At 54.9% G+C, this 19,536-nt stretch carries 16 protein-coding genes; 12 read left to right on the top strand and 4 right to left on the bottom strand.

Going from position 1 to position 19,536, the window contains the following annotated elements; translation table 11 throughout:
• The first annotated feature begins 337 nt into the window (after positions 1-337).
• The gene (locus tag ACUHMQ_RS10370) at positions 338-1,147 is read left to right on the top strand and encodes a DeoR/GlpR family DNA-binding transcription regulator (RefSeq protein WP_445295391.1); all 810 of its coding nucleotides are present in this window, start codon (positions 338-340) and stop codon (positions 1,145-1,147) included.
• Between the two features lie 8 nt (positions 1,148-1,155).
• Here the strand turns inward: ACUHMQ_RS10370 and ACUHMQ_RS10365 are convergent, their stop codons facing one another.
• From ACUHMQ_RS10365 to ACUHMQ_RS10350, 4 genes are all read right to left on the bottom strand, one after another.
• Complete coding sequence (locus ACUHMQ_RS10365; protein ID WP_445295390.1) at positions 1,156-2,157, bottom strand: alpha/beta fold hydrolase; 1,002 nt, start codon at positions 2,155-2,157, stop codon at positions 1,156-1,158.
• 9 nt (positions 2,158-2,166) lie between these two features.
• On the bottom strand, positions 2,167-3,294 hold the full coding sequence (locus tag ACUHMQ_RS10360) for a hypothetical protein (RefSeq protein ID WP_445295389.1): 1,128 nt from the start codon (positions 3,292-3,294) through the stop codon (positions 2,167-2,169).
• Between the two features lie 46 nt (positions 3,295-3,340).
• On the bottom strand, positions 3,341-5,320 hold the full coding sequence (locus ACUHMQ_RS10355) for a methyl-accepting chemotaxis protein (RefSeq protein ID WP_445295388.1): 1,980 nt from the start codon (positions 5,318-5,320) through the stop codon (positions 3,341-3,343).
• A gap of 167 nt (positions 5,321-5,487) precedes the next feature.
• Positions 5,488-6,474, bottom strand: a complete 987-nt coding sequence (locus ACUHMQ_RS10350) for a malate dehydrogenase (protein ID WP_445295387.1) — start codon at positions 6,472-6,474, stop codon at positions 5,488-5,490.
• Between the two features lie 357 nt (positions 6,475-6,831).
• On the opposite strand from ACUHMQ_RS10350, the gene ACUHMQ_RS10345 reads away from it, so the two are divergent.
• From ACUHMQ_RS10345 to lpdA, 11 genes are all read left to right on the top strand, one after another.
• Complete coding sequence (locus tag ACUHMQ_RS10345; protein ID WP_445295386.1) at positions 6,832-7,560, top strand: GntR family transcriptional regulator; 729 nt, start codon at positions 6,832-6,834, stop codon at positions 7,558-7,560.
• Between the two features lie 167 nt (positions 7,561-7,727).
• The gene (sdhC, locus tag ACUHMQ_RS10340; protein ID WP_445295385.1) at positions 7,728-8,102 is read left to right on the top strand and encodes a succinate dehydrogenase, cytochrome b556 subunit; all 375 of its coding nucleotides are present in this window, start codon (positions 7,728-7,730) and stop codon (positions 8,100-8,102) included.
• Positions 8,096-8,443 (top strand): succinate dehydrogenase, hydrophobic membrane anchor protein, encoded by a 348-nt coding sequence (sdhD, locus tag ACUHMQ_RS10335; protein WP_445295384.1) that lies wholly within the window; start codon positions 8,096-8,098, stop codon positions 8,441-8,443. The genes sdhC and sdhD overlap by 7 nt, the downstream gene beginning before the upstream one ends.
• Positions 8,443-10,212 carry a succinate dehydrogenase flavoprotein subunit gene (gene sdhA, locus ACUHMQ_RS10330; RefSeq protein WP_445295383.1) on the top strand — a complete coding sequence of 590 codons (1,770 nt, stop codon included), beginning with the start codon at positions 8,443-8,445 and terminating at the stop codon, positions 10,210-10,212. Before sdhD ends, sdhA begins: the two co-directional genes overlap by 1 nt.
• Before the next feature lie 29 nt (positions 10,213-10,241).
• Positions 10,242-10,937: a succinate dehydrogenase iron-sulfur subunit gene (locus ACUHMQ_RS10325; protein ID WP_445295401.1), complete on the top strand. Its 696-nt coding sequence runs from the start codon at positions 10,242-10,244 to the stop codon at positions 10,935-10,937.
• Positions 10,938-10,947: 10 nt separating this feature from the next.
• On the top strand, positions 10,948-11,211 hold the full coding sequence (locus ACUHMQ_RS10320) for an FAD assembly factor SdhE (protein WP_445295382.1): 264 nt from the start codon (positions 10,948-10,950) through the stop codon (positions 11,209-11,211).
• Between the two features lie 84 nt (positions 11,212-11,295).
• Complete coding sequence (gene gltA, locus ACUHMQ_RS10315) at positions 11,296-12,588, top strand: citrate synthase (protein WP_445295381.1); 1,293 nt, start codon at positions 11,296-11,298, stop codon at positions 12,586-12,588.
• 123 nt (positions 12,589-12,711) lie between these two features.
• On the top strand, positions 12,712-15,531 hold the full coding sequence (locus ACUHMQ_RS10310; RefSeq protein WP_445295380.1) for a 2-oxoglutarate dehydrogenase E1 component: 2,820 nt from the start codon (positions 12,712-12,714) through the stop codon (positions 15,529-15,531).
• Positions 15,532-15,624: 93 nt separating this feature from the next.
• Positions 15,625-16,866, top strand: a complete 1,242-nt coding sequence (odhB, locus tag ACUHMQ_RS10305) for a 2-oxoglutarate dehydrogenase complex dihydrolipoyllysine-residue succinyltransferase (RefSeq protein ID WP_445295379.1) — start codon at positions 15,625-15,627, stop codon at positions 16,864-16,866.
• Positions 16,867-16,955: 89 nt separating this feature from the next.
• Positions 16,956-17,978 carry a hypothetical protein gene (locus tag ACUHMQ_RS10300; protein ID WP_445295378.1) on the top strand — a complete coding sequence of 341 codons (1,023 nt, stop codon included), beginning with the start codon at positions 16,956-16,958 and terminating at the stop codon, positions 17,976-17,978.
• Between the two features lie 41 nt (positions 17,979-18,019).
• Positions 18,020-19,456 carry a dihydrolipoyl dehydrogenase gene (lpdA, locus tag ACUHMQ_RS10295; protein WP_445295377.1) on the top strand — a complete coding sequence of 479 codons (1,437 nt, stop codon included), beginning with the start codon at positions 18,020-18,022 and terminating at the stop codon, positions 19,454-19,456.
• Positions 19,457-19,536 lie beyond the last annotated feature (80 nt).

Below are 19,536 nucleotides of genomic sequence, written 5' to 3'. Positions count from 1 at the left end.
TGATTACTCACCATATCGCTGTCTGCTTATTTTTCGGCAATGTACTAAATGCGAAGCGTAAGTGGCTATCAAATAGATTCGTTTGTGTTCGTTATGCCTCGTTTTGTTGTATTTGACCCAGTGCTGGGGCATTGCTGTGGATAGGAGGTCGCGCTCAAGTGTCCCGGGTTTGTTTTTTGAAAACAGAGCCTTGTTGGTGTCTGGTGCACTTGGTACCCAGGATGCCGGCAAGAAATGGGGTTTGAATTAGAGGTGACATATCGCGCAAATTAGAACGTCGTCACGGTTTGCGGCGCAGCCTGGCGGATTTTCTTGTATCCACGACGAGGATTTGGGCGTGAACCCAAGGCAAACGGAACTACTGGCACTGGTGCGCAACCGTGGGTTTGTATCAGTGGAATTGTTGGCAACACAGCTTGGTGTGACCATGCAGACGATCCGGCGCGATATCAGCCAGCTTGAAGAGCAGGAGCTGGTGTGCCGCTACCATGGTGGGGTGGGTTTGCCATCGAGCGTGCAGAATATCGCGTACCCCCAGCGGCAGGTGCTCAATAGCGAAGCCAAGCAACGTATTGCCGAGCTGGTTGCGAAGGAACTGGACAACGACCGGTCGCTAATCATCAATATCGGTACGACAACCGAAGCAGTGGCACGGGCGCTGGCGCGTCATCGGGGTCTTCATGTGGTGACGAACAACCTGAATGTGGCCATGACCTTGTCGGCCAATCCGGATTGCGAAGTCATTGTTGCTGGCGGCGTGGTCAGGCCGCGCGACCGTGGCGTTGTAGGGGAGGCGACGGTCGATTTTATCCGTCAGTTCAAGGTTGATATCGGCATCATTGGCGTATCGAGCATCGAGTCCGATGGCACCTTGCGCGATTTTGACTATCAGGAAGTCAGGGTAGCGCAGACTATCATCGAACAGTCACGCCAAGTCTGGATGGTTGCGGACCATACCAAATTCAGTCGCGAAGCCTTGGTGCGGTTGGGGCACTTGTCACAGGTGGATTGCCTGTTTACCGATAGGTCGGTGCCGGCGCATCTATCGTCCGCGTTGCGGGAGGCTGGGACCCGGGTGTTTGTTGCGTCGACTGAAGCCAATACGGCAAGGGACTGTGAAAGTCAGCCAGAAAATGTACGTATGTAGGAACCAGTTCAAAGTGGTGCGACGAACTCCTCAACAGCCTGGTTGAACTGATCTGCATCATCCCAAAAGAGTGCGTGTTTGGCGTGAGGGAATATTTTGGCTTTTGCGTTTGGATGCCGCGCTATCAGCCCGTTTGCCTGCTGTTGCCACTTGGGTGTAACCAGGTAAAGGGTGGGTAGGGCGACTTCATACAGCACATCGTTCCAGTAACTGCGAGGTTTGGGGTAAGACAGCAATCGAAGGCTATTCTCCAACGAAGTCTTCATGGCGCTGGCTAGAATGCTGCCCGTTATCTCGCTGCCTGGTGGTGAGCGAAACATAGCCGCAATGAACGCACGCATAGTCTGCGCCCGGTTTTTGCGTAGAGCTTCGAAGAACGGGCTTTTGCCTTTGCGACCTGCCGTTACGGTGCCTTCGCCAATCGAGTTATCGACGAGAATCAAGCCATCAATACGGTCTGGACCGACCTGCCGAAGGTAGGCGAGTGACTCAAGCACACCCAAGGACCAACCGACCAGCACAAAATGGCGGTCGGGAAACTGGTTCAATAGCTCGGCGATGTCCTGTACCCGTCGCTCGAGTGAATAGCCTGATTGCGGCGCATCCGACAAGCCTTGGCCGCGAGGATCAAATGCGATAGTGGAGCGCTTGCCTGCAAAGAAGGAAAGCTGCTTCGACCAGATGCTTGCCGGCATGGTCCAGCCAGGGATGAACACGAGGATTGGCGACGGGTGATTCTCGATTAGCTGTTCTTGGTAGCAGAGCCGGACCTGATCACTCGTACTGAAGCAGCGGCTTATACCGGACGTTGCCGAGTCATCTGCAAGCGCATTGCCGATGAAAAGGGACATCATGGTCAGTGCAATGACGATTCTGGTTGCCAGGTTCATGCCGTGAAGCTTGAAACCTGTTTCCGATCCGTCATGAGTTGCAGCCTGGTGGCGAGGTTGATGCAATACATAAGGCTTATTACCGCCACAGCCATGGCGGATTATTCTCCAGCGTCCCATTGCTACGGTCTATTTCCGGATTGCGATTTGAATGGCTGACCCGGCGGTCTTCTCATACCCCAACTTGAAGTCGATAGGCTTTGCCTCATTACCTCTTTCGCTATAGGCCTTGGCCAGAGATGCGTTGTTGATCGTCTTGAACAGCTTATGGGCGCTGATGTAATTTCCGTAGAGTTTGACATTGAACACTGCAGCCAGGTCGTTGTACTCAAGACCGGTTTCATCTTGAACCACCAAGGGGGCGTGTTTGAGGATGGCTTCACGGACGATGGAGAAATTGCGCTGTTGCAGCAAATGCGAGGCGGCTTTCAATAGAGTGGGCGACTTGGCGAGAGATCCAATAAAAGCCGTTGTTTCGGGCTGCTTTGCCAATGCCTCGTCAGACAAATCTTGCTGAATGTAGTCCACGATAACGTTACGCCCTGCTTTTTGAAGCTCCATGCGGACTGACCCCCACCTTTGTTCGGTGTCGCCAAGGTAGCGAACCGCAAGGTCCCCAGCACCCAGACAAATTGGCTTGATGGCGCGCACATCAAACCCCAGGCGTACCGCAAAGGCCGGCAGGATCAGGCTTGGTCCCAGTTTAACTTTACGGTCGGCGGCGATTCCCTTGTCCAGATCATGAGTCCGGAAATAACCCAGTGCGCCAAATTTTGTCCATGCGTTACCGAATTCCTTGACGAGATTAGCCATCTCATCCGAGTCAGAGGTAAAAGGATCAAAGTAATTTGATGCCGGTTGAATCGAGATCAGAACGTATCTTGATGCATCAGGGAACATGGCCATGACAGAGGGCAGGTCTGGACCGGCAAATGGGTAAAATACTGTACCGCCTTGCTTTATGTGCAGCTCGTTGGCAGCCCAGTTTGTCAGTGGTGTGCCGATTCGGCGGCTATAAGTCTGCCAGCCGGTGTTTACCTTGGCTGCGTATTGCTTGAATGCCGTGTCGGCCTGTATGTCTCCTAACGCAGTTCCTCCTAGCAACTGCCCCAATCTTGTCGTTTCGCGGACAGTCAAAGCATCGGGCGCCACGCTGTTTTCAGTGGGCTTTGCCGGACAAAGTTTAATGGCATGGGCTGGGAGGCTAAGCGCTATCCAGCCCCATAGGAGTGTGGAACCGACAATTTTCAGCGACATATAAAAGCCTTTATTACAAATCATCATCTAGCTACTTGGAATGTGTTCAAAGTCTTGTGGGTGAGTTGCCTGCCACGACAAAGTAACGGATTGCTTCACGTAAGTGTATTGCCTGCGCATTTAACTGCTCGGCCGCTGCGGACAGCTCTTCCGAACAGGCGGCATTGCCCTGGTTGGAGTGGGAAAGCTGGTTGACCATGAGGCTGATCTGGCTAAGCCCGCTGCACTGCTCGCGTGCGGTATTGGCAATTTCCTGGGTGAGCTCAGCAGTTCGTTGGATGGATGGGGCGATCTGGTCCAGCATATTACCGGCGTTTTCAGCAAGATGCAGGCCGTTACTGGTCAGATCACCGATTTCCTTTGCTGCATGTTGGCAACGTTCCGCCAATTTGCGTACTTCGTATGCCACTACGGCGAATCCTTTGCCGGCCTGGCCTGCCCGGGCTGCTTCAATGGCAGCATTCAGCGCCAGCAGATTGGTCTGATAGGCGATGTCGTCGATCATGCCGATCTGTTTGGCCACGTGATGCATAGCGGTAACCATCTGGTTGACGGCTTTACGGCCCAGGCTCGCATCGGCTGAGGACTGTTTGGCGATCTTATCGGTGAGATAGGTGTTCTCACTAGCTTGGGTCATGGTGGCGGCCATCTCGTCAATCGCAGTACCGCTTTCTTCGACACTTGCAGCTGTGTCGGCGGTGGTGCGGCTCAGTGAGTGGGCTGAGGAGGATACGGTGGCAGACATCGATGCCAATACGTCTCCGGCGGTGTAGATCTCCTGCACGATCTGGTTCAGCTTTTGCTGCATATGACTCATGGCTGCCAACAGACTATTGTGGTCAGCACGGGCGGCAAGCTGTACCTGTACGGTCAAGTCGCCCTGCGCGATGCGTTGGCTGATTTCGGCGGCGTAGCTGGGTTCACCACCCAGTTGTTTGACGATGCTCCACATCAGGATGCTGGCTACACCTGCTATCAGCATGGCGATCAGTACGACACCGCCAATCAATTTGTTACGCGTATCGCGTTGTTCATTGATTCGTGCTGTGATCAGCCGATTGAGCTGTTCCATAGCGGTTCTTGCAAGCTGGAACTGGCTATTGATGGCTTCTGTAAAGAAGGCGATGTAGGGTGGTGTGGGATAATTGGGTTTGTCTGCCGCAGCGACTTTGTCCAGCCCCAGCGTTATTGCCGCCTGTGCATATTGGCTGGCTTTTTTGAGTGGCTGGTCCAGATGGGAAGACAAATCCCGATTGGCGCGTAGCGCTTTGCCGACGGTTCGTGTCATCTGCTGGTGAGCAACCCTCGCTTGTGCCACAAGGCCATGCATCTTGATGCGTTCATTTGCGTCGATTGTCTGCATGGCAAGTAAGCCAGCCCCTTTGGCACGATTCTCACCCAAGGCTTCACTGAGTATTGGTGCATCGAAATAGACGGTACGCATCAGATAGTAGACGTCTGCATCCGGGTCGAGCGACAGGCCATAATCATCGGCAATCTGTTCAATCGTTAGCAGCAGACGTTGGCATAGTGCGGTATGCGACTCGTAGCTATCTGGTACGGACAGTTGCCGGGATTCGATGTTTGCCGCCAGTATTTGCCATTCCTTGCGACGTTTATTCAATTCATTTAAAGCTTGCGGATTACCGGCCTGAATTTGCGCTTCGAGCATGGCAAAGGTCTGGTTGACCTGAGTCTGTTTGGCTTGGCGTTGTTCGTCCAGTTGGTTTGCCCCCAGCGCAGCAGCCGAGAGACCGCGGTGCTGTTGAATCTGCTGAAGCAGGTCCAACGCAGTCAACCCGGGTTTGACACCCTGTAACTCGGTGAGCGAGAAATCCACGCTTGTATTGGTGGTATGTAGGTACAGATAAAGCGTCGGCCCAACCAGAAGCAGGCCCAGCATGCCGAGCAATGCAAACTTCTGCCACAGTAGCAATCTGTTCAACAGATTTACCAGCATGCTTGTGCCCGCCCGGTCTGCGTCATGTGCCTGCCGTTTCATGTAGAGCAGGGACAGGGCAGACAACTTAGTTAATGCACCATCGGAAGTACCATCAATATAGCGTGTCAGCTAGGGTGTCCAAGCTGGGCTAGTGGATATTCATAGGGTATGGATTTCGGTAAGTACTTGTCTGTGATTCCAGAAACGAAAAAGGGCGAACCAAAGTTCGCCCTTTTTGCCTGACTGAACAGTTAGCCCAGCAGATGCGCCACGCCGGCGCGCTCTTCCTCGAGCTCTGCCAGTGTGAAATCCATGCGTTCGCGAGAGAAGGCATCGACTTCCAGGCCTTCAACACGCTTGTATTCGCCATTGGCGCAAGTAACCGGTACGCCGTACATCACGCCTTCCGGAATGCCGTAGGAACCGTCGGACGGCACGCCCATGGTGACCCACTTGCCATTGGTGCCCAGCACCCAGTCGCGGATATGGTCGATCGCTGCATTGGCGGCTGATGCGGCAGACGACAGCCCGCGCGCTTCGATGATGGCGGCGCCACGTTTGGCAACCTTGGGAATGAACGTGTCCTTATTCCAGGTTTCGTCGTTGATCTTGGTCTTCAACGCATCGCCTTTGACGACCGCGAAACGGTAGTCTGGATACATGGTTGGGCTGTGGTTGCCCCACACAGCCAACTTTTCGATATCGGCTACAGCAACATTGGCTTTGGCAGCCAGCTGGCTCAGTGCGCGGTTGTGATCAAGGCGCAGCATGGCAGTGAAGTTCTTGGCAGGCAGACTAGGCGCCGACTTCATTGCAATGTAGGCATTGGTATTGGCAGGGTTGCCGACGACTAGCACCTTCACGTTACGGTTCGCAACCTTGTTCAGTGCTGCGCCTTGAGCGGTAAAGATCTTGGCGTTTTCCAGCAGCAGGTCTTTACGCTCCATGCCTGGTCCACGAGGACGCGCACCAACCAGCAGGGCGATTTCTGCATCTTTGAAAGCAACTTCCGGGTCGTCGGTACCGACCATGCCAGCCAGCAAGGGGAAGGCGCAGTCTTCCAGTTCCATCATCACGCCTTTGAGGGCAGCCTGGGCTTTTTCCATCGGCAATTCGAGCATTTGCAGAATGACGGGCTGGTCTTTGCCAAGCATTTCGCCAGAGGCGATGCGGAACAAGAGGCTGTAACCGATCTGGCCGGCTGCACCGGTAACGGCAACGCGAACGGGTTTCTTCATCGTGGGGCTCCTGGAGTCGGAAAGGTGGAGGAGAAACTGGCCGACATGAGGTCAGGGTTAACGGCCTATGTCGCAACACAGCAATCTAGCGGAGTCTAGCACTTCAAACCTGTGAAATCACCCGGATTCCCGATTTATACTCCGCATGCTGCACTGCAAATCTTATGTCTTATATAAGACTTGGTTGGACATTGGCTGTTTGGTGGCGTATAAAGCGCAAACAATATAGCCACAAGCTAATCTTGAGCTGCCAGCAGGTTTGTTTTGTTGTTACTGCGGGTCAATTGAGTCGTTAGCCTGGTGGTTTTAAAAGGTCGCCTGGTCAGAATTAGCGAAAGACTAATGGGTTTGATTGATATGTCCAGTACGCCTACACGTGGTCCGGGGCCGTTGCCTGGGCGGCAGCCACTGTACATCCAGGTGCGGGATCGTATTGTGCTGGCGATAGAGCAGGGGGAATGGGATTCAGGCGAAGCCTTGCCCAGCGAGTTTGAACTGGCTGATCGCTTTGGTGTCAGCCAGGGAACTGTACGCAAAGGGCTTGATCGCTTGGCTGCCGAGGGGGTGCTAGTGCGCCGCCAAGGTATGGGCACTTACATTGCTGATGTGGCCGATGATTGGGGTCACGTCGAGCTGCCTGGTTTGATGCGGCCTCTCGACACCTCTCTGGAGCTCCTGGCATGCGCGCGCAGCAATGCCGGAGAAGAGGCGGCGACAGCGCTGGGACTACGGCGGGGTGCGGTCCTGATGGCAGTAAAACGGTTGGTGAGAGTGGCGGGTGAGCCATTTGCACTGATCGAGAATTTTGTTGCGGCAGAGCGCTTCGAAGGTTTGGACGCTCGCCGGATCAAGCAGGCCAATTGCAATCTGCGCACGGTTTGGTGGCGTGAGTTTGGCTTGCGGGTGATTTCTGCACCGCCGCAGTTCAGGGCGGGCATGGCTGGGCGCGAGGAAGCCCGGTTACTGGGGGTAGAGGCGGACAGCCCGCTCCTGGAAGTGACCAGAACCGCTGGCAGCCTGGATGGTGAGCCGGTGGAGTGGTTGGTGCTGCGTTGCCGTACCGATCGCTACGTTTATCGTGTCTGAGTGTCACGGTATCAAGGTAAGGCCTTTTATATAACGTTGGCCACGGTCGTAAGCGTGGTGTCATTTGCTACAATCGAAAGGCTTTGCCTAACCCGGACAGATACGTTCCGGGAAGGCAGTGCGGTAGGACCCGTGCTGTCGGATTAATACAAAAAAGGAAATGCGTCATGGAGAAAACACGGCCGAAACACTTGGATCTTCCCAAGATCAGGCTACCGATACCGGGCATTGTCTCGATTCTGCATCGCGTCAGCGGCGCTTTCATGTTCTTGGCCATTCCGGTCGTGTTCTGGTTACTGGCAGGTTCGCTGAGCAGCGAAGCGGAGTTCGATGCTTACCGCGGATTTGTTGCATATCCCATCGTGAAGCTGGCATTGCTTGGTCTGTTATGGGCCTATCTGCACCACGCCTGTGCGGGTATCCGCTTCCTTCTCCTGGATGTCCATAAGGGTCTGGAATTGTCCACTGCCCGTGCCACTGCCAAGGCCGTCATGGTTGTCAGCCTGGTGCTTACTGCTGTTATCGGAGGTGTCCTGTGGTAAACCGTCACGTCATCGGCGCGCATTACGGCCTACGCGACTGGCTGCTGCAGCGTGTTACCGCCGTGGTCATGCTGGTCTACACAGTAGGCCTCGTCGCTTTTCTGGTTCTTGCCGCACAAGCCAGCTATGAAGGCTGGCAAACCCTGTTCTCCCTTACCTGGGTGCGTGTGCTGTCCACGGTTACTGTGATTGCCCTGCTATTGCATGCCTGGGTTGGTATCCGTGATATCTGGATGGATTACGTCCAGCCATTGGGGTTACGCCTTGCGCTCCATGTCGCCACGATCCTGTGGTTGGTCGGCAGCTTTGTTTACGCAGTTAAAGTGGTGTGGGGTGTGTAATGGCGAATGTCGCTAAACGTCAATTCGATGCGGTGATCGTCGGCGCGGGTGGTGCTGGTATGCGTGCCGCGTTACAGCTTTCTGAAGCCGGTTTGAAGACAGCCGTGCTTTCCAAGGTTTTCCCTACCCGCTCGCATACTGTGGCGGCACAGGGTGGTATTTCCGCTTCGTTGGGCAATGTCCAGGAAGACAAGTGGGAATGGCACATGTACGACACCGTCAAGGGTTCCGATTGGCTCGGTGACCAGGACGCGATTGAATTCATGTGCAAGTCCGCGCCTGAGGCGGTGATTGAGCTTGAACACTTCGGTATGCCGTTCGACCGTGTCGATTCCGGTCGTATCTACCAGCGCCCCTTTGGCGGTCATACCGCCAACTTCGGCGAAAAGCCGGTGCAACGCGCTTGTGCCGCGGCCGACCGTACCGGCCACGCGCTACTTCACACCCTGTACCAACGAAATGTTCGCGCCAACACCCAGTTCTTCGTGGAATGGATGGCGCTGGATATCATTCGCGATGCTGATGGCGACGTGGTTGGCGTAACCGCGTTGGAAATGGAAACCGGTGAGGTTTACATCCTGCATGCCAAGGCCGTGCTGTTTGCCACAGGCGGTGCTGGACGTATCTACGCTGCGTCTACCAATGCCTTCATCAACACGGGCGATGGCCTGGGTATGTGCGCGCGTGCCGGTATTCCGCTTGAAGACATGGAGTTCTGGCAGTTCCACCCGACCGGTGTAGCTGGTGCCGGTGTTTTGATTACCGAAGGCGTGCGTGGCGAAGGCGGTATCTTGCTTAACGCCAACGGCGAACGTTTTATGGAGCGCTATGCGCCAACCCTGAAAGACTTGGCCCCACGTGACTTCGTGTCGCGTTGCATGGCGCTGGAGGTGCTGGAAGGCCGTGGTGCAGGCAAGAACAAGGACCATGTGCTGCTGAAGCTCGATCATCTTGGCCCAGAGGTGATCAACCACCGCTTGCCATCAATCCGTGAGATTGCCATCAAATTTGCCGGTGTGGACCCGATCAAGGAACCGATCCCGGTTATCCCGACCACGCACTACCAGATGGGGGGTATTCCCACCAACTACCTGGGCGAAGTGATGGTGCCGAAGGGCGACAACCCCGAAGTCCGCGTTAATGGCTTCTATGCAGCGGGTGAATGTGCGTGTGCTTCAGTGCATGGTGCGAACCGCCTTGGCACCAATTCGCTGCTTGACCTGGTCGTATTCGGCAAATCAGCTGGCGACAGCATGATCGACTTCATTAAGCGCGAGCGTCCAACCCACAAGCCACTGCCAGACAACGCGGCTGATTTCAGCCTGTCCCGTATTGCTCGTCTGGAAAACCAGAGCGGTGGCGAAGAAGTGAATGTGGTCCGTGAAGCGATGCAGAAGACGATCCAGCTGCGCGCGGGCGTGTTCCGTAACAGCGAGAACATGGCGCTGGGCGTGAAGGAAATTGCTGAAGTGGCAGAACGCGCCAAACGTACCCAGATCAAGGACAAGTCCAAGGTCTGGAACACGGCGCGTATCGAAGCGCTGGAACTCGACAACCTGATCGAAGTGGCTGTCGCAACCATGATTGCTGCGGACGCCCGTAAGGAATCGCGCGGTGCGCACTCGCATGACGACTTCCAGAAGCGTGACGACGACAACTGGATGAAGCACTCGCTGTTCTACAACAACGACCGCCACCTCGCCTACAAGCCGGTGCATACCAAGCCGCTGACCGTCGATTACATACCGCCCAAGGAGCGCACGTTCTAAGCGGACGTACTGGAGCCCAGACTATGAAGATGCAATTCAAGATCTATCGCTACAACCCCGATGTCGATGCCAAGCCGTATATGCAGGACATCTCGGTTGAGCTGGAACCCAGCGACAAGAAGCTGCTGGATGCCCTGGTACGCTTGAAGACTGTTGATGACAGCCTTTCGTTCCGTCGTTCATGCCGTGAAGGCGTGTGCGGGTCCGATGCGATGAATATCAACGGCAAGAATGGTCTTGCCTGTGTGACTGATATCGTTGGCCTCAAGCAGCCAGTCGAAATCCGTCCGCTGCCCGGTCTGCCGGTAATCCGCGACCTGATCGTGGACATGACCCAGTTCTTCAAGCAATACAACTCGATCAAGCCTTACGTTATCAACGACACACCGCCGCCTTCGCACGAGCGCCTGCAAAGCCCGAAGGACCGTGAAGAGCTGGATGGCTTGTACGAGTGCATTCTGTGCGCTTGCTGTACGACATCGTGCCCGTCGTTCTGGTGGAACCCGGACAAGTTTGTGGGCCCCGCTGGCCTGTTGGCAGCCTACCGGTTTATTGCCGATACCCGCGATACCGCTACCAATGAGCGATTGGATAATCTGGAAGACCCGTATCGACTGTTCCGGTGCCATAGCATCATGAACTGTGTCGATGTATGCCCTAAGCATCTCAACCCGACCAAGGCGATTGGCAAGATCAAAGAGCTGATGGTCAAGCGGATTGCTTGAGGCGATTACAGTGACTTATACCCAAGCGGATAAAAACCGACTCCGCTGGCGTTCACGGCGGGGCTTGTTGGAACTGGATATCGTGTTCGAGCTTTTTCTCGAACACGATTTTGATCAGCTGAGTCCTGCTGAGTTGGACGTCTACCAAGACTTGTTGATGCTACCGGACATTGATCTGCTAGAACTGGTGGATGGCAAAGCTGAAACCACGGATAAGCGTATTGCGCCTATTCTGGAACGGCTGCGGCACTGGCAAGTTGTGAAAACACAATAATAAAGCGCGTTAGTTTGAGGGCCTGGGTGGTGCTGCATGGCACTCTCTCTCGGTTCAACCGACAATTAAAAAGGAGCATTTTCCATGGCTGAAGCCTCCACAGTTACGCTCTCTTACAACGATGGCCAAAGCAGCGTCGAGCTGCCGGTGCTGAAAGGCACGCTCGGCCCGGACGTGGTAGACATCCGCGCTTTCGGCAAGACCGGCATGTTCACGCATGACCCTGGTTTTTTGTCGACTTCCAGCTGTGAGTCCAAGATCACCTTCATTGATGGCGATCTGGGCCAGCTTTACTATCGCGGCTACCCCATCGAACAACTGGCTGAGCATGCCGATTACCTGGAAGTCTGCTATCTGCTCCTGAATGGTGAGTTGCCGAACAAGGAACAGAAGGCGCACTTCGACTACACGGTCATGCGCCACAACATGCTGCACGACCAGATCCACAATTTCTTCCGTGGTTTCCGTCGTGACGCTCACCCGATGGCGGTGATGGTTGGTGTAGTCGGCGCATTGTCGGCCTTCTACCACGACTCGCTCGACATCAACGACCCGCACCACCGTGAAGTGGCAGCCTTCCGCCTGATCGCCAAATTGCCAACGATTGCTGCCCAGGCGTTCCGTTACAACAAGGGATTGCCGCTGAGCTACCCCAAGGGCGGGCTTTCTTACGCTGAGAACTTCCTCTACATGATGTTCTCGACACCGGTGCAGGAATACAAGGTGAACCAGGTGCAGGCCAAGGCGCTGGACCGTATCTTCACCCTGCATGCCGACCACGAACAAAACGCATCGACTTCGACAGTACGTTTGTCCGGCTCGTCGGGCGCTAACCCATTCGCCTGTATCGCTGCTGGTATCGCCTGTTTATGGGGCCCGTCGCACGGTGGCGCGAATGAAGCCGTGCTGAAGATGCTCGATGAGATCGGCGATGTGTCCAAGGTTGCCGACTTTATGCAGGGCGTGAAAGACAAGCGCTACAAGCTGATGGGTTTTGGCCACCGCGTTTACAAGAACATGGACCCGCGCGCCGCCATCATGAAGCAGACCTGCGATGAAGTGCTGAAAGAAATGGGTCTGCACAACGATCCGAAGTTCAAGCTCGCGATGGAGCTGGAGAAGATCGCCCTGAACGATCCTTACTTCATCGAACGCAAGCTGTACCCCAATGTGGACTTCTATTCGGGCATCGTGTTGTCTGCCATCGGCATCCCGGTCTCGATGTTCACGCCGATCTTTGCGTTGGCCCGCACTGTTGGCTGGATCTCGCACTGGAGTGAAATGATTGCCGACCCGACCATGAAGATCGGTCGTCCACGTCAGCTTTACACCGGTTCCCCACGCCGTGATTATGTGCCAATGAGCAAGCGCGGATAAACCATCCCTCACGCGCCCGGTATTTTGCCGGGCGTGTGTTCAAGCAATACAAGTCCGTTTTAACCTGTTTGTCGAAATCGTCTCGCCCCCAGCGCAGCACTGAAAGTAAAAAAGGCCATCAACATGATGCAAACCTTCCAGAGCCAATCCTACTTGTTCGGTGGCAATGCCCCGTTCATCGAAGAGCTCTATGAGCAATATCTTGCCGACCCGCAAAGCGTGTCAGAAGAATGGCGGGACTATTTCGACAAGCTGCAGCAGTTACCCGGTAATACAGACCGTGATATTCCAAGGGCCTCGATTGAAGAGTCCTTTGTTCAGATGGCCAAGCAGCCGCGTGTTGGCGTAGCCAGCGCAGTGGCGCAGGGGGCATCCAATAAAAAGCAGGTGGCGGTGCTGCGTCTGATTTCTGCCTACCGGATTGTGGGCGCCCGCTATGCCACGCTGGACCCGCTCAAGCGTCTGGACCAGGCCTTGTTGCCGGAACTGGACCCCGCTACCTACGGGCTGACAGATGCCGACATGGCGCTGACCTTTGATTGCGGCAACCTGGTTGGTCCAGAGCGTGATACGCTGGCCAACATCCTGGCCCGGCTCAAGCAGACTTTCTGCGGCAATATCGGCCTGGAGTACATGCATATCACCACGTCCGCCCAGCGTATCTGGGTGCAGAAGCGTTTCGAGTCCACCCGTTCCACACCGACGTTCAGTGGCGAAAAGAAGCTGCGCATCCTCAAGCAGATTACCGCTGCCGAGACGCTGGAGCGGTACCTGCATACCAAGTATGTCGGCCAGAAGCGCTTCTCGCTGGAAGGCGGCGAAAGCATGATCGCTGCGCTGGACCACCTGGTGCAGACATCGGGCGAGCATGGCGTGCAAGAAATGGTGATCGGCATGGCCCACCGTGGCCGCCTCAATGTGCTGGTCAACACACTCGGCAAACGTCCGGCTGACTTGTTCTCCGAATTCGAAGGCAAATACAGCTACGACTTGCCATCGGGCGATGTGAAGTACCACATGGGTTTCAGTTCCGACATCCCGACACCGGGCGGTCCTGTCCATGTGTCGCTGGCGTTCAACCCATCCCACCTTGAAATCGTCAATCCGGTGGTGGTTGGCTCAGCACGTGCGCGTCAGCAACGCCGTACCGACCGTACCGGCGAACAGGTCTTGCCAGTGCTGCTGCATGGTGATTCCGCCTTTATCGGCCTGGGCACCAACCAGGGCACGTTCAACTTGTCGCAGACACGTGGTTATGGTGTAGGCGGCACGGTGCATATAGTCATCAACAACCAGATTGGCTTCACGACGTCGGATACTCGCGATACCCGTTCTTCGCTGTATTGCACCGACATTGCCAAGATGATCGAAGCACCGATCTTCCATGTGAACGGCGATGATCCTGAGGCTGTCTGCTTTGTGGTTCAAGCCGCACTCGATTTCCGTCGCGAGTTCAAGCGCGACGTGGTGATCGATCTGGTCTGCTTCCGTAAGTTGGGTCACAACGAGGGCGATGACCCGATGCTGACGCAGCCGATGATGTACAAGAAGATCGCAAAGCATGTCGGCACCCGCAAGATGTATGCGGACCGTCTGGTTACCGAAGGCTTGCTCAGCGCGGAAGAGGCGGATGGCCTGATCAAGCAGTACCGTGCTGCATTGGACAAGGGCGAGCATGTCGAGCAGACCACGTTGACCGATTTCAAGCGCAGCTTTGCCATCGACTTCTCCGCTTATAAGGGTACCCATTGGGCCCACCCGACCGACACCACATTAAGTGCAGCAGAAATTGGCCGGCTTACCGAGAAGCTCACCAAGGTGCCGGAAAACTTCAAGTTGCATGCAACGGTTGAAAAGGTGATGGCTGCACGGCGTGAAATGGCTGCCGGCAATCAGGATCTCGACTGGGGTATGGCTGAGACGCTGGCTTATGGCTCGCTCCTGGAAAAGGGCTATGGCGTGCGTATCTCGGGTGAAGACTCGGGCCGTGGTACTTTCAGTCACCGCCATGCTGTGTTGCACGACCAAAACCGCGAGAAATGGGACGATGGTGCACATGTGCCATTGCGTACCCTGAGCGATAACCAAGGCAATTTCCTGGTCATCGACTCCATCCTCAACGAAGAAGCTGTATTGGCGTTCGAGTATGGTTACAGCTCTTCCGCGCCAGATGAACTCGTGATCTGGGAAGCCCAGTTCGGCGACTTCGCCAATGGTGCGCAGGTGGTGATCGACCAGTTTATTTCTTCCGGTGAAACCAAATGGGGCCGCTATTGCGGTCTGACCATGATGTTGCCGCATGGTTATGATGGCCAGGGCCCTGAGCATAGCTCCGCCCGTCTCGAGCGTTATTTGCAGATGTGCGCCGAGCACAATATGCAGATCATTATGCCGTCCGAAGCCAGCCAGATGTTCCATGTGCTGCGCCGCCAGCAGCTGCGCCCGTATCGCAAACCGCTGATCATCCTCATGTCCAAGCGCCTCTTGCGCTACAAGGACGCGATGAGCCCGCTGGAAGACTTCACTAATGGTGGGTTCCGTCCGGTGATTGGCGACAGCACGATCACTGACGTCAAGAAGGTCAAGCGTGTCGTTGTTTGCGCCGGTCAGGTTTACTACGACTTGCACAATGCCCGTGCCGAGCGCGGACAGAAAGATGTCGCCATTGTGCGTGTCGAGCAGCTTTATCCTTTCCCTACCGATGAGCTCAAAGCGGAACTGGGTAAGTACGGCGCGGCCAAGGAAATCATGTGGGTGCAGGAAGAGCCGAAGAACCAGGGCGCCTGGCATCAGATCCGCCATCGGTTGGAAGCCTGCATGTCCGCCAAGCAGACCTTGCTGTACGCGGGTCGTCCATCGTCCGCTTCGCCCGCTGTGGGTTATATGAGCAAGCACACTGCGCAGCTCAAAGCCTTCCTCGATGAAGCGATGACGCTGAAGTAACAAGCCGAACCATCCGAAATAACAGCGGCCGCCCGGGCGGCCGCTCGCGAATGTCAGAAACCCAAGTCTGGCCGACCCCATGGAGCCAATAACATGCTGATCGAAGTTAAAGTCCCCCAATTACCCGAGTCCGTTTCTGAAGCCACCTTGGTGAGCTGGAAGAAGAAAGTCGGCGAGTTCGTCGAGCGCGACGAGAACCTCATCGATCTGGAAACCGACAAGGTGGTGCTTGAGTTGCCAGCGCCACAAGCGGGTGTGATTGTCAGCCTCGTGAAGGGCGATGGTTCGACTGTAATCAGCCATGAGTTGATAGCCACCATTGATACCGAAGCCAAGTCTGGCGCCCGCGCTGCGGCTGCCCCGGCTGCTGCGCCTATTGGTCAGGAGCCTACCCGTGTTGCAGCCGCTGCGGCAGCGGCAGGGGTGCCGGAAAACGCTATCGGCTTTGGTACTGCAGTGATGCCGGCTGCCAAAAAAGCCGCGGCTGATGCCGGTGTCGATACCAGCAAGATCCAGGGTTCGGGCCGTGATGGCCGTGTGCTGAAGGAAGATGTGGTTGCAGCCGCCGCCAAGCCGGCTGCCGCGCCTGCTGCTAAGGCTGCACCAGCCCCTGCTGTAGCCTTGTCGTTGGGTGAACGCACAGAACAACGTGTGCCGATGTCGCGCCTGCGTCAGCGCGTAGCAGAGCGCCTGATCGAATCGCAATCCACCGCAGCCATCCTTACCACCTTCAATGAAGTGAACATGAAGCCGGTGATGGAACTGCGTAACAAGTACAAGGACAAGTTCGAGAAGGAACACGGCATCAAGCTGGGTTTCATGGGCTTTTTCGTGAAGGCGGCGGTCCATGCGCTGAAGAAGTACCCGATCGTGAATGCCTCGGTGGATGGCAACGACATCGTCTACCACGGCTACTACGATATCGGTGTGGCAGTAGGTAGCCCACGTGGTTTGGTGGTGCCGGTGATCCGCAATGCAGACCAGTTGAGTCTTGCGCAGATCGAGAAGCAGATTGCCGATTTCGGTAAACGTGCCCAGGAAGGCAAGTTGACCATCGAGGAATTGACTGGCGGCACCTACACGATCTCGAATGGCGGTACTTTCGGTTCGATGATGTCCACTCCGATCATCAACCCACCGCAGTCAGCCATCTTGGGTATGCACGCCACCAAGGAACGCGCGATGGTCGAAAATGGCCAGGTGGTGGTCCTGCCGATGATGTATCTGGCTCAGTCCTACGATCACCGCATCATCGACGGCCGCGAGGCTGTACTGAGCTTGGTGGCGATCAAAGAAGCCATCGAAGATCCGGCGCGTCTGTTGTTGGATATCTAGTCGGTTTCATTGCCAAAGCACCGGCTAGCAATGACGGCTTGCTGGTGTTTTGGTCTTTGTAGTTACTGTGTCGCCTTGAGTGGGCAAATATGGAAAATCAAGAAAATGCCGTGAAGAAGAAACCGGTGGCCAAGAAGCCACCAGTTCTTTTTGATAAAACGCAGGCGCTAATTGATCAACTGGAGGCCTTATTGGGCCACAGGTTATTGTCGTATTGGACTTCTCAGAGTGGTTCAGTTTGCTCTAATGACTTATTGGCATTTCATGGACTGTTCGAAAAGATAGGCCCTCAAGAGAAAGTTTCTTTGTTCTTGAAGTCCCGGGGAGGTGATCCTGAATCTGCCCTTCGAATCGTTCATTTACTACGCCAGTACTGTAAGTCAATTCATGTATTGATACCGCTTGAGTGCGCCTCTGCGGCGACCATGATCGCATTGGGTGCGGATGAAATTCAAATGGGGCCGTTGTCTTATTTGACGGCGATAGATTCCTCTTTGACACATGATTTATCTCCTCTGGATCGCGATAATGACCGAGTTAGTGTCAGTTCTGATGAGCTGGCACGAATCATTCGGTTATGGCAGCAGAATGGGAAAGAGCATCATGGTAATCCCTATGGGGATATTTTTAAGTATGTGCACCCATTGGTCGTAGGCGCAATTGATCGGGCAAGTAGCTTGTCTATTCGGATATGCAGTGAGATTCTTCGCTATCACATGACTGATGAGGCACGAGCGGAGGAGATAAGTCGTCACATGAATAGTGATTACCCTTCGCATAGTTACCCTATTACTCGGAGAGAAGCGGAACGTATTGGGTTGAATGTCTCGGATCTGGATGGAGATATCAATAATCTATTGCTGGAGTTGAATGAGCACTATTCGGAAATGGGTCAACGGGCTGTTACTGACTTCGATGAATGCAGTCAACATGACAACAGTATTTTGAACATTATTGAAGCAAAAGGAACTCAGATTTTCTTTCAGAATGAAAAAGATTGGGTTTACTTACGAGATGAACGCCGGTGGCGTGCATTAAACAATGAAAGTACTTGGCGGAAAGTGGAATTGGTCGGCGGGAAACGTCGAGTCTCTAAACTACATATACGCTGATTGTCTTTGTTGCCGAGGTTGCTTTTTTTTGGAGTTAAAGTATGTCCCAACAATTTGACGTCGTCGTGATCGGTGGTGGCCCTGGTGGTTATGTTGCTGCTATCCGTGCAGCTCAGCTGGGTTTCAAGACCGCCTGTATCGACGCCACTTCCACCGCTGACGGCAAGCCCAGCCTTGGCGGTACCTGCCTGAACGTGGGTTGTATTCCTTCGAAGGCCTTGTTGCAGTCGTCCGAGAACTATCACCATGCCGTGCACAGTTTTGCAGACCATGGCATCAGTACCGGTGTAGTGAAGATCGATGTGGCGCAGATGCTTAAGCGCAAGGAAGAGATCATCGCCAAGAATACGGGTGGTATCGCTTTTCTGTTCCGTAAGAACAAGGTGACGTCTTTCCACGGTACTGGCAGCTTCAAATCCAAGAGCGGCGACAAGTATGTGCTGGAAGCCAAGCTGGCCGATGGCAAGAAGGAATCCATCGAAGCGACCCATGTGATTGTGGCGACGGGTTCCAGTGTTCGTCAGTTGCCCGGTGTGACCATTGACAACAAGCTGGTACTCGATAATGTAGGTGCGCTGGCTATTCCTGCCGTACCAAAACGTCTGGGTGTGATCGGCGCCGGCGTGATTGGTCTGGAAATGGGCTCGGTGTGGAAGCGTCTGGGATCGGAAGTGACCGTGCTGGAAGCCATGCCGACCTTCCTTGGTGCTGCCGATGAGCATGTCGCACGTGAAGCGATGAAGCTGCTGACCAAGGAAACCGGCCTCGTGATCAGTACCGGTGTGAAGATCGGTGAAATCAAGGTCAGCAAGAAGGACGTCACAGTCAATTACACCGATGCCGCAGGCGCTGCGCAAAAGGCTGTCTACGACAAGCTGATTGTTTCGATCGGCCGCGTGCCTAATACAGACGGTCTGAATGCCGAAGCTGTGGGCCTGAAGCTCAATGAGCGGGGTCAGGTCGAGGTCAACGACGATTGCAAGACCAATCTGCCCAATGTCTGGGCGGTCGGCGATGTGGTGCGTGGCCCGATGTTGGCGCATAAGGCTTCGGAAGAAGGTGTTGCTGTGGCGGAACGCATCGCCGGGCAACATCCGCATGTTGATTTCAACAATGTGCCCTGGGTGATCTATACCAATCCAGAGATCGCCTGGGTGGGTAAGACCGAACAGCAGCTCAAAGCCGAAGGCATTGAGTACAAAAAAGGCCAATTCCTGTTCTCAGCCAATGGCCGTGCGTTGGCACTGGGTGAGGCCAAGGGCTTCGTCAAGATGCTGGCGGACAAGAAGACCGACCGTATCCTGGGTGTTCACATTGTTGGCCCATTCGCTTCGGAGCTGATCTCGGAAGCGGTGGTGGCAATGGAATTCAGCGCTTCTTCGGAAGACATTGCCCGTATCGTCCATGCACATCCGTCGTTGAGCGAAGCCATGCACGAAGCTGCGCTTGGCTGCGATGGCCGGACATTGCATAGCTAATCAAGTGTGAGGGGCGGGGAGCGATACGGCAGCATGTGCTGCATTTTTCTCCTCACACCTCATGCCTCACACCTCAACAA

It is taken from the genome of Chitinimonas violaceus (assembly GCF_052601015.1).
This window is presented reverse-complemented; position numbering and strand designations above follow the sequence as displayed.

What these genes read in the sequence shown, in the direction of transcription:
- ACUHMQ_RS10360 (WP_445295389.1), bottom strand. Translation starts at nt 3,294, where the DNA reads ATGTCGCTGAAAATTGTCGGTTCCACACTCCTATGGGGCTGGATAGCG.
- ACUHMQ_RS10350 (WP_445295387.1), bottom strand. Translation starts at nt 6,474, where the DNA reads ATGAAGAAACCCGTTCGCGTTGCCGTTACCGGTGCAGCCGGCCAGATC.
- sdhC (WP_445295385.1), top strand. Translation starts at nt 7,728, where the DNA reads ATGGAGAAAACACGGCCGAAACACTTGGATCTTCCCAAGATCAGGCTA.
- ACUHMQ_RS10310 (WP_445295380.1), top strand. Translation starts at nt 12,712, where the DNA reads ATGATGCAAACCTTCCAGAGCCAATCCTACTTGTTCGGTGGCAATGCC.
- lpdA (WP_445295377.1), top strand. Translation starts at nt 18,020, where the DNA reads ATGTCCCAACAATTTGACGTCGTCGTGATCGGTGGTGGCCCTGGTGGT.
- ACUHMQ_RS10325 (WP_445295401.1), top strand. Translation starts at nt 10,242, where the DNA reads ATGCAATTCAAGATCTATCGCTACAACCCCGATGTCGATGCCAAGCCG.
- ACUHMQ_RS10300 (WP_445295378.1), top strand. Translation starts at nt 16,956, where the DNA reads ATGGAAAATCAAGAAAATGCCGTGAAGAAGAAACCGGTGGCCAAGAAG.
- sdhA (WP_445295383.1), top strand. Translation starts at nt 8,443, where the DNA reads ATGGCGAATGTCGCTAAACGTCAATTCGATGCGGTGATCGTCGGCGCG.
- ACUHMQ_RS10345 (WP_445295386.1), top strand. Translation starts at nt 6,832, where the DNA reads ATGTCCAGTACGCCTACACGTGGTCCGGGGCCGTTGCCTGGGCGGCAG.
- ACUHMQ_RS10365 (WP_445295390.1), bottom strand. Translation starts at nt 2,157, where the DNA reads ATGGGACGCTGGAGAATAATCCGCCATGGCTGTGGCGGTAATAAGCCT.
- gltA (WP_445295381.1), top strand. Translation starts at nt 11,296, where the DNA reads ATGGCTGAAGCCTCCACAGTTACGCTCTCTTACAACGATGGCCAAAGC.
- odhB (WP_445295379.1), top strand. Translation starts at nt 15,625, where the DNA reads ATGCTGATCGAAGTTAAAGTCCCCCAATTACCCGAGTCCGTTTCTGAA.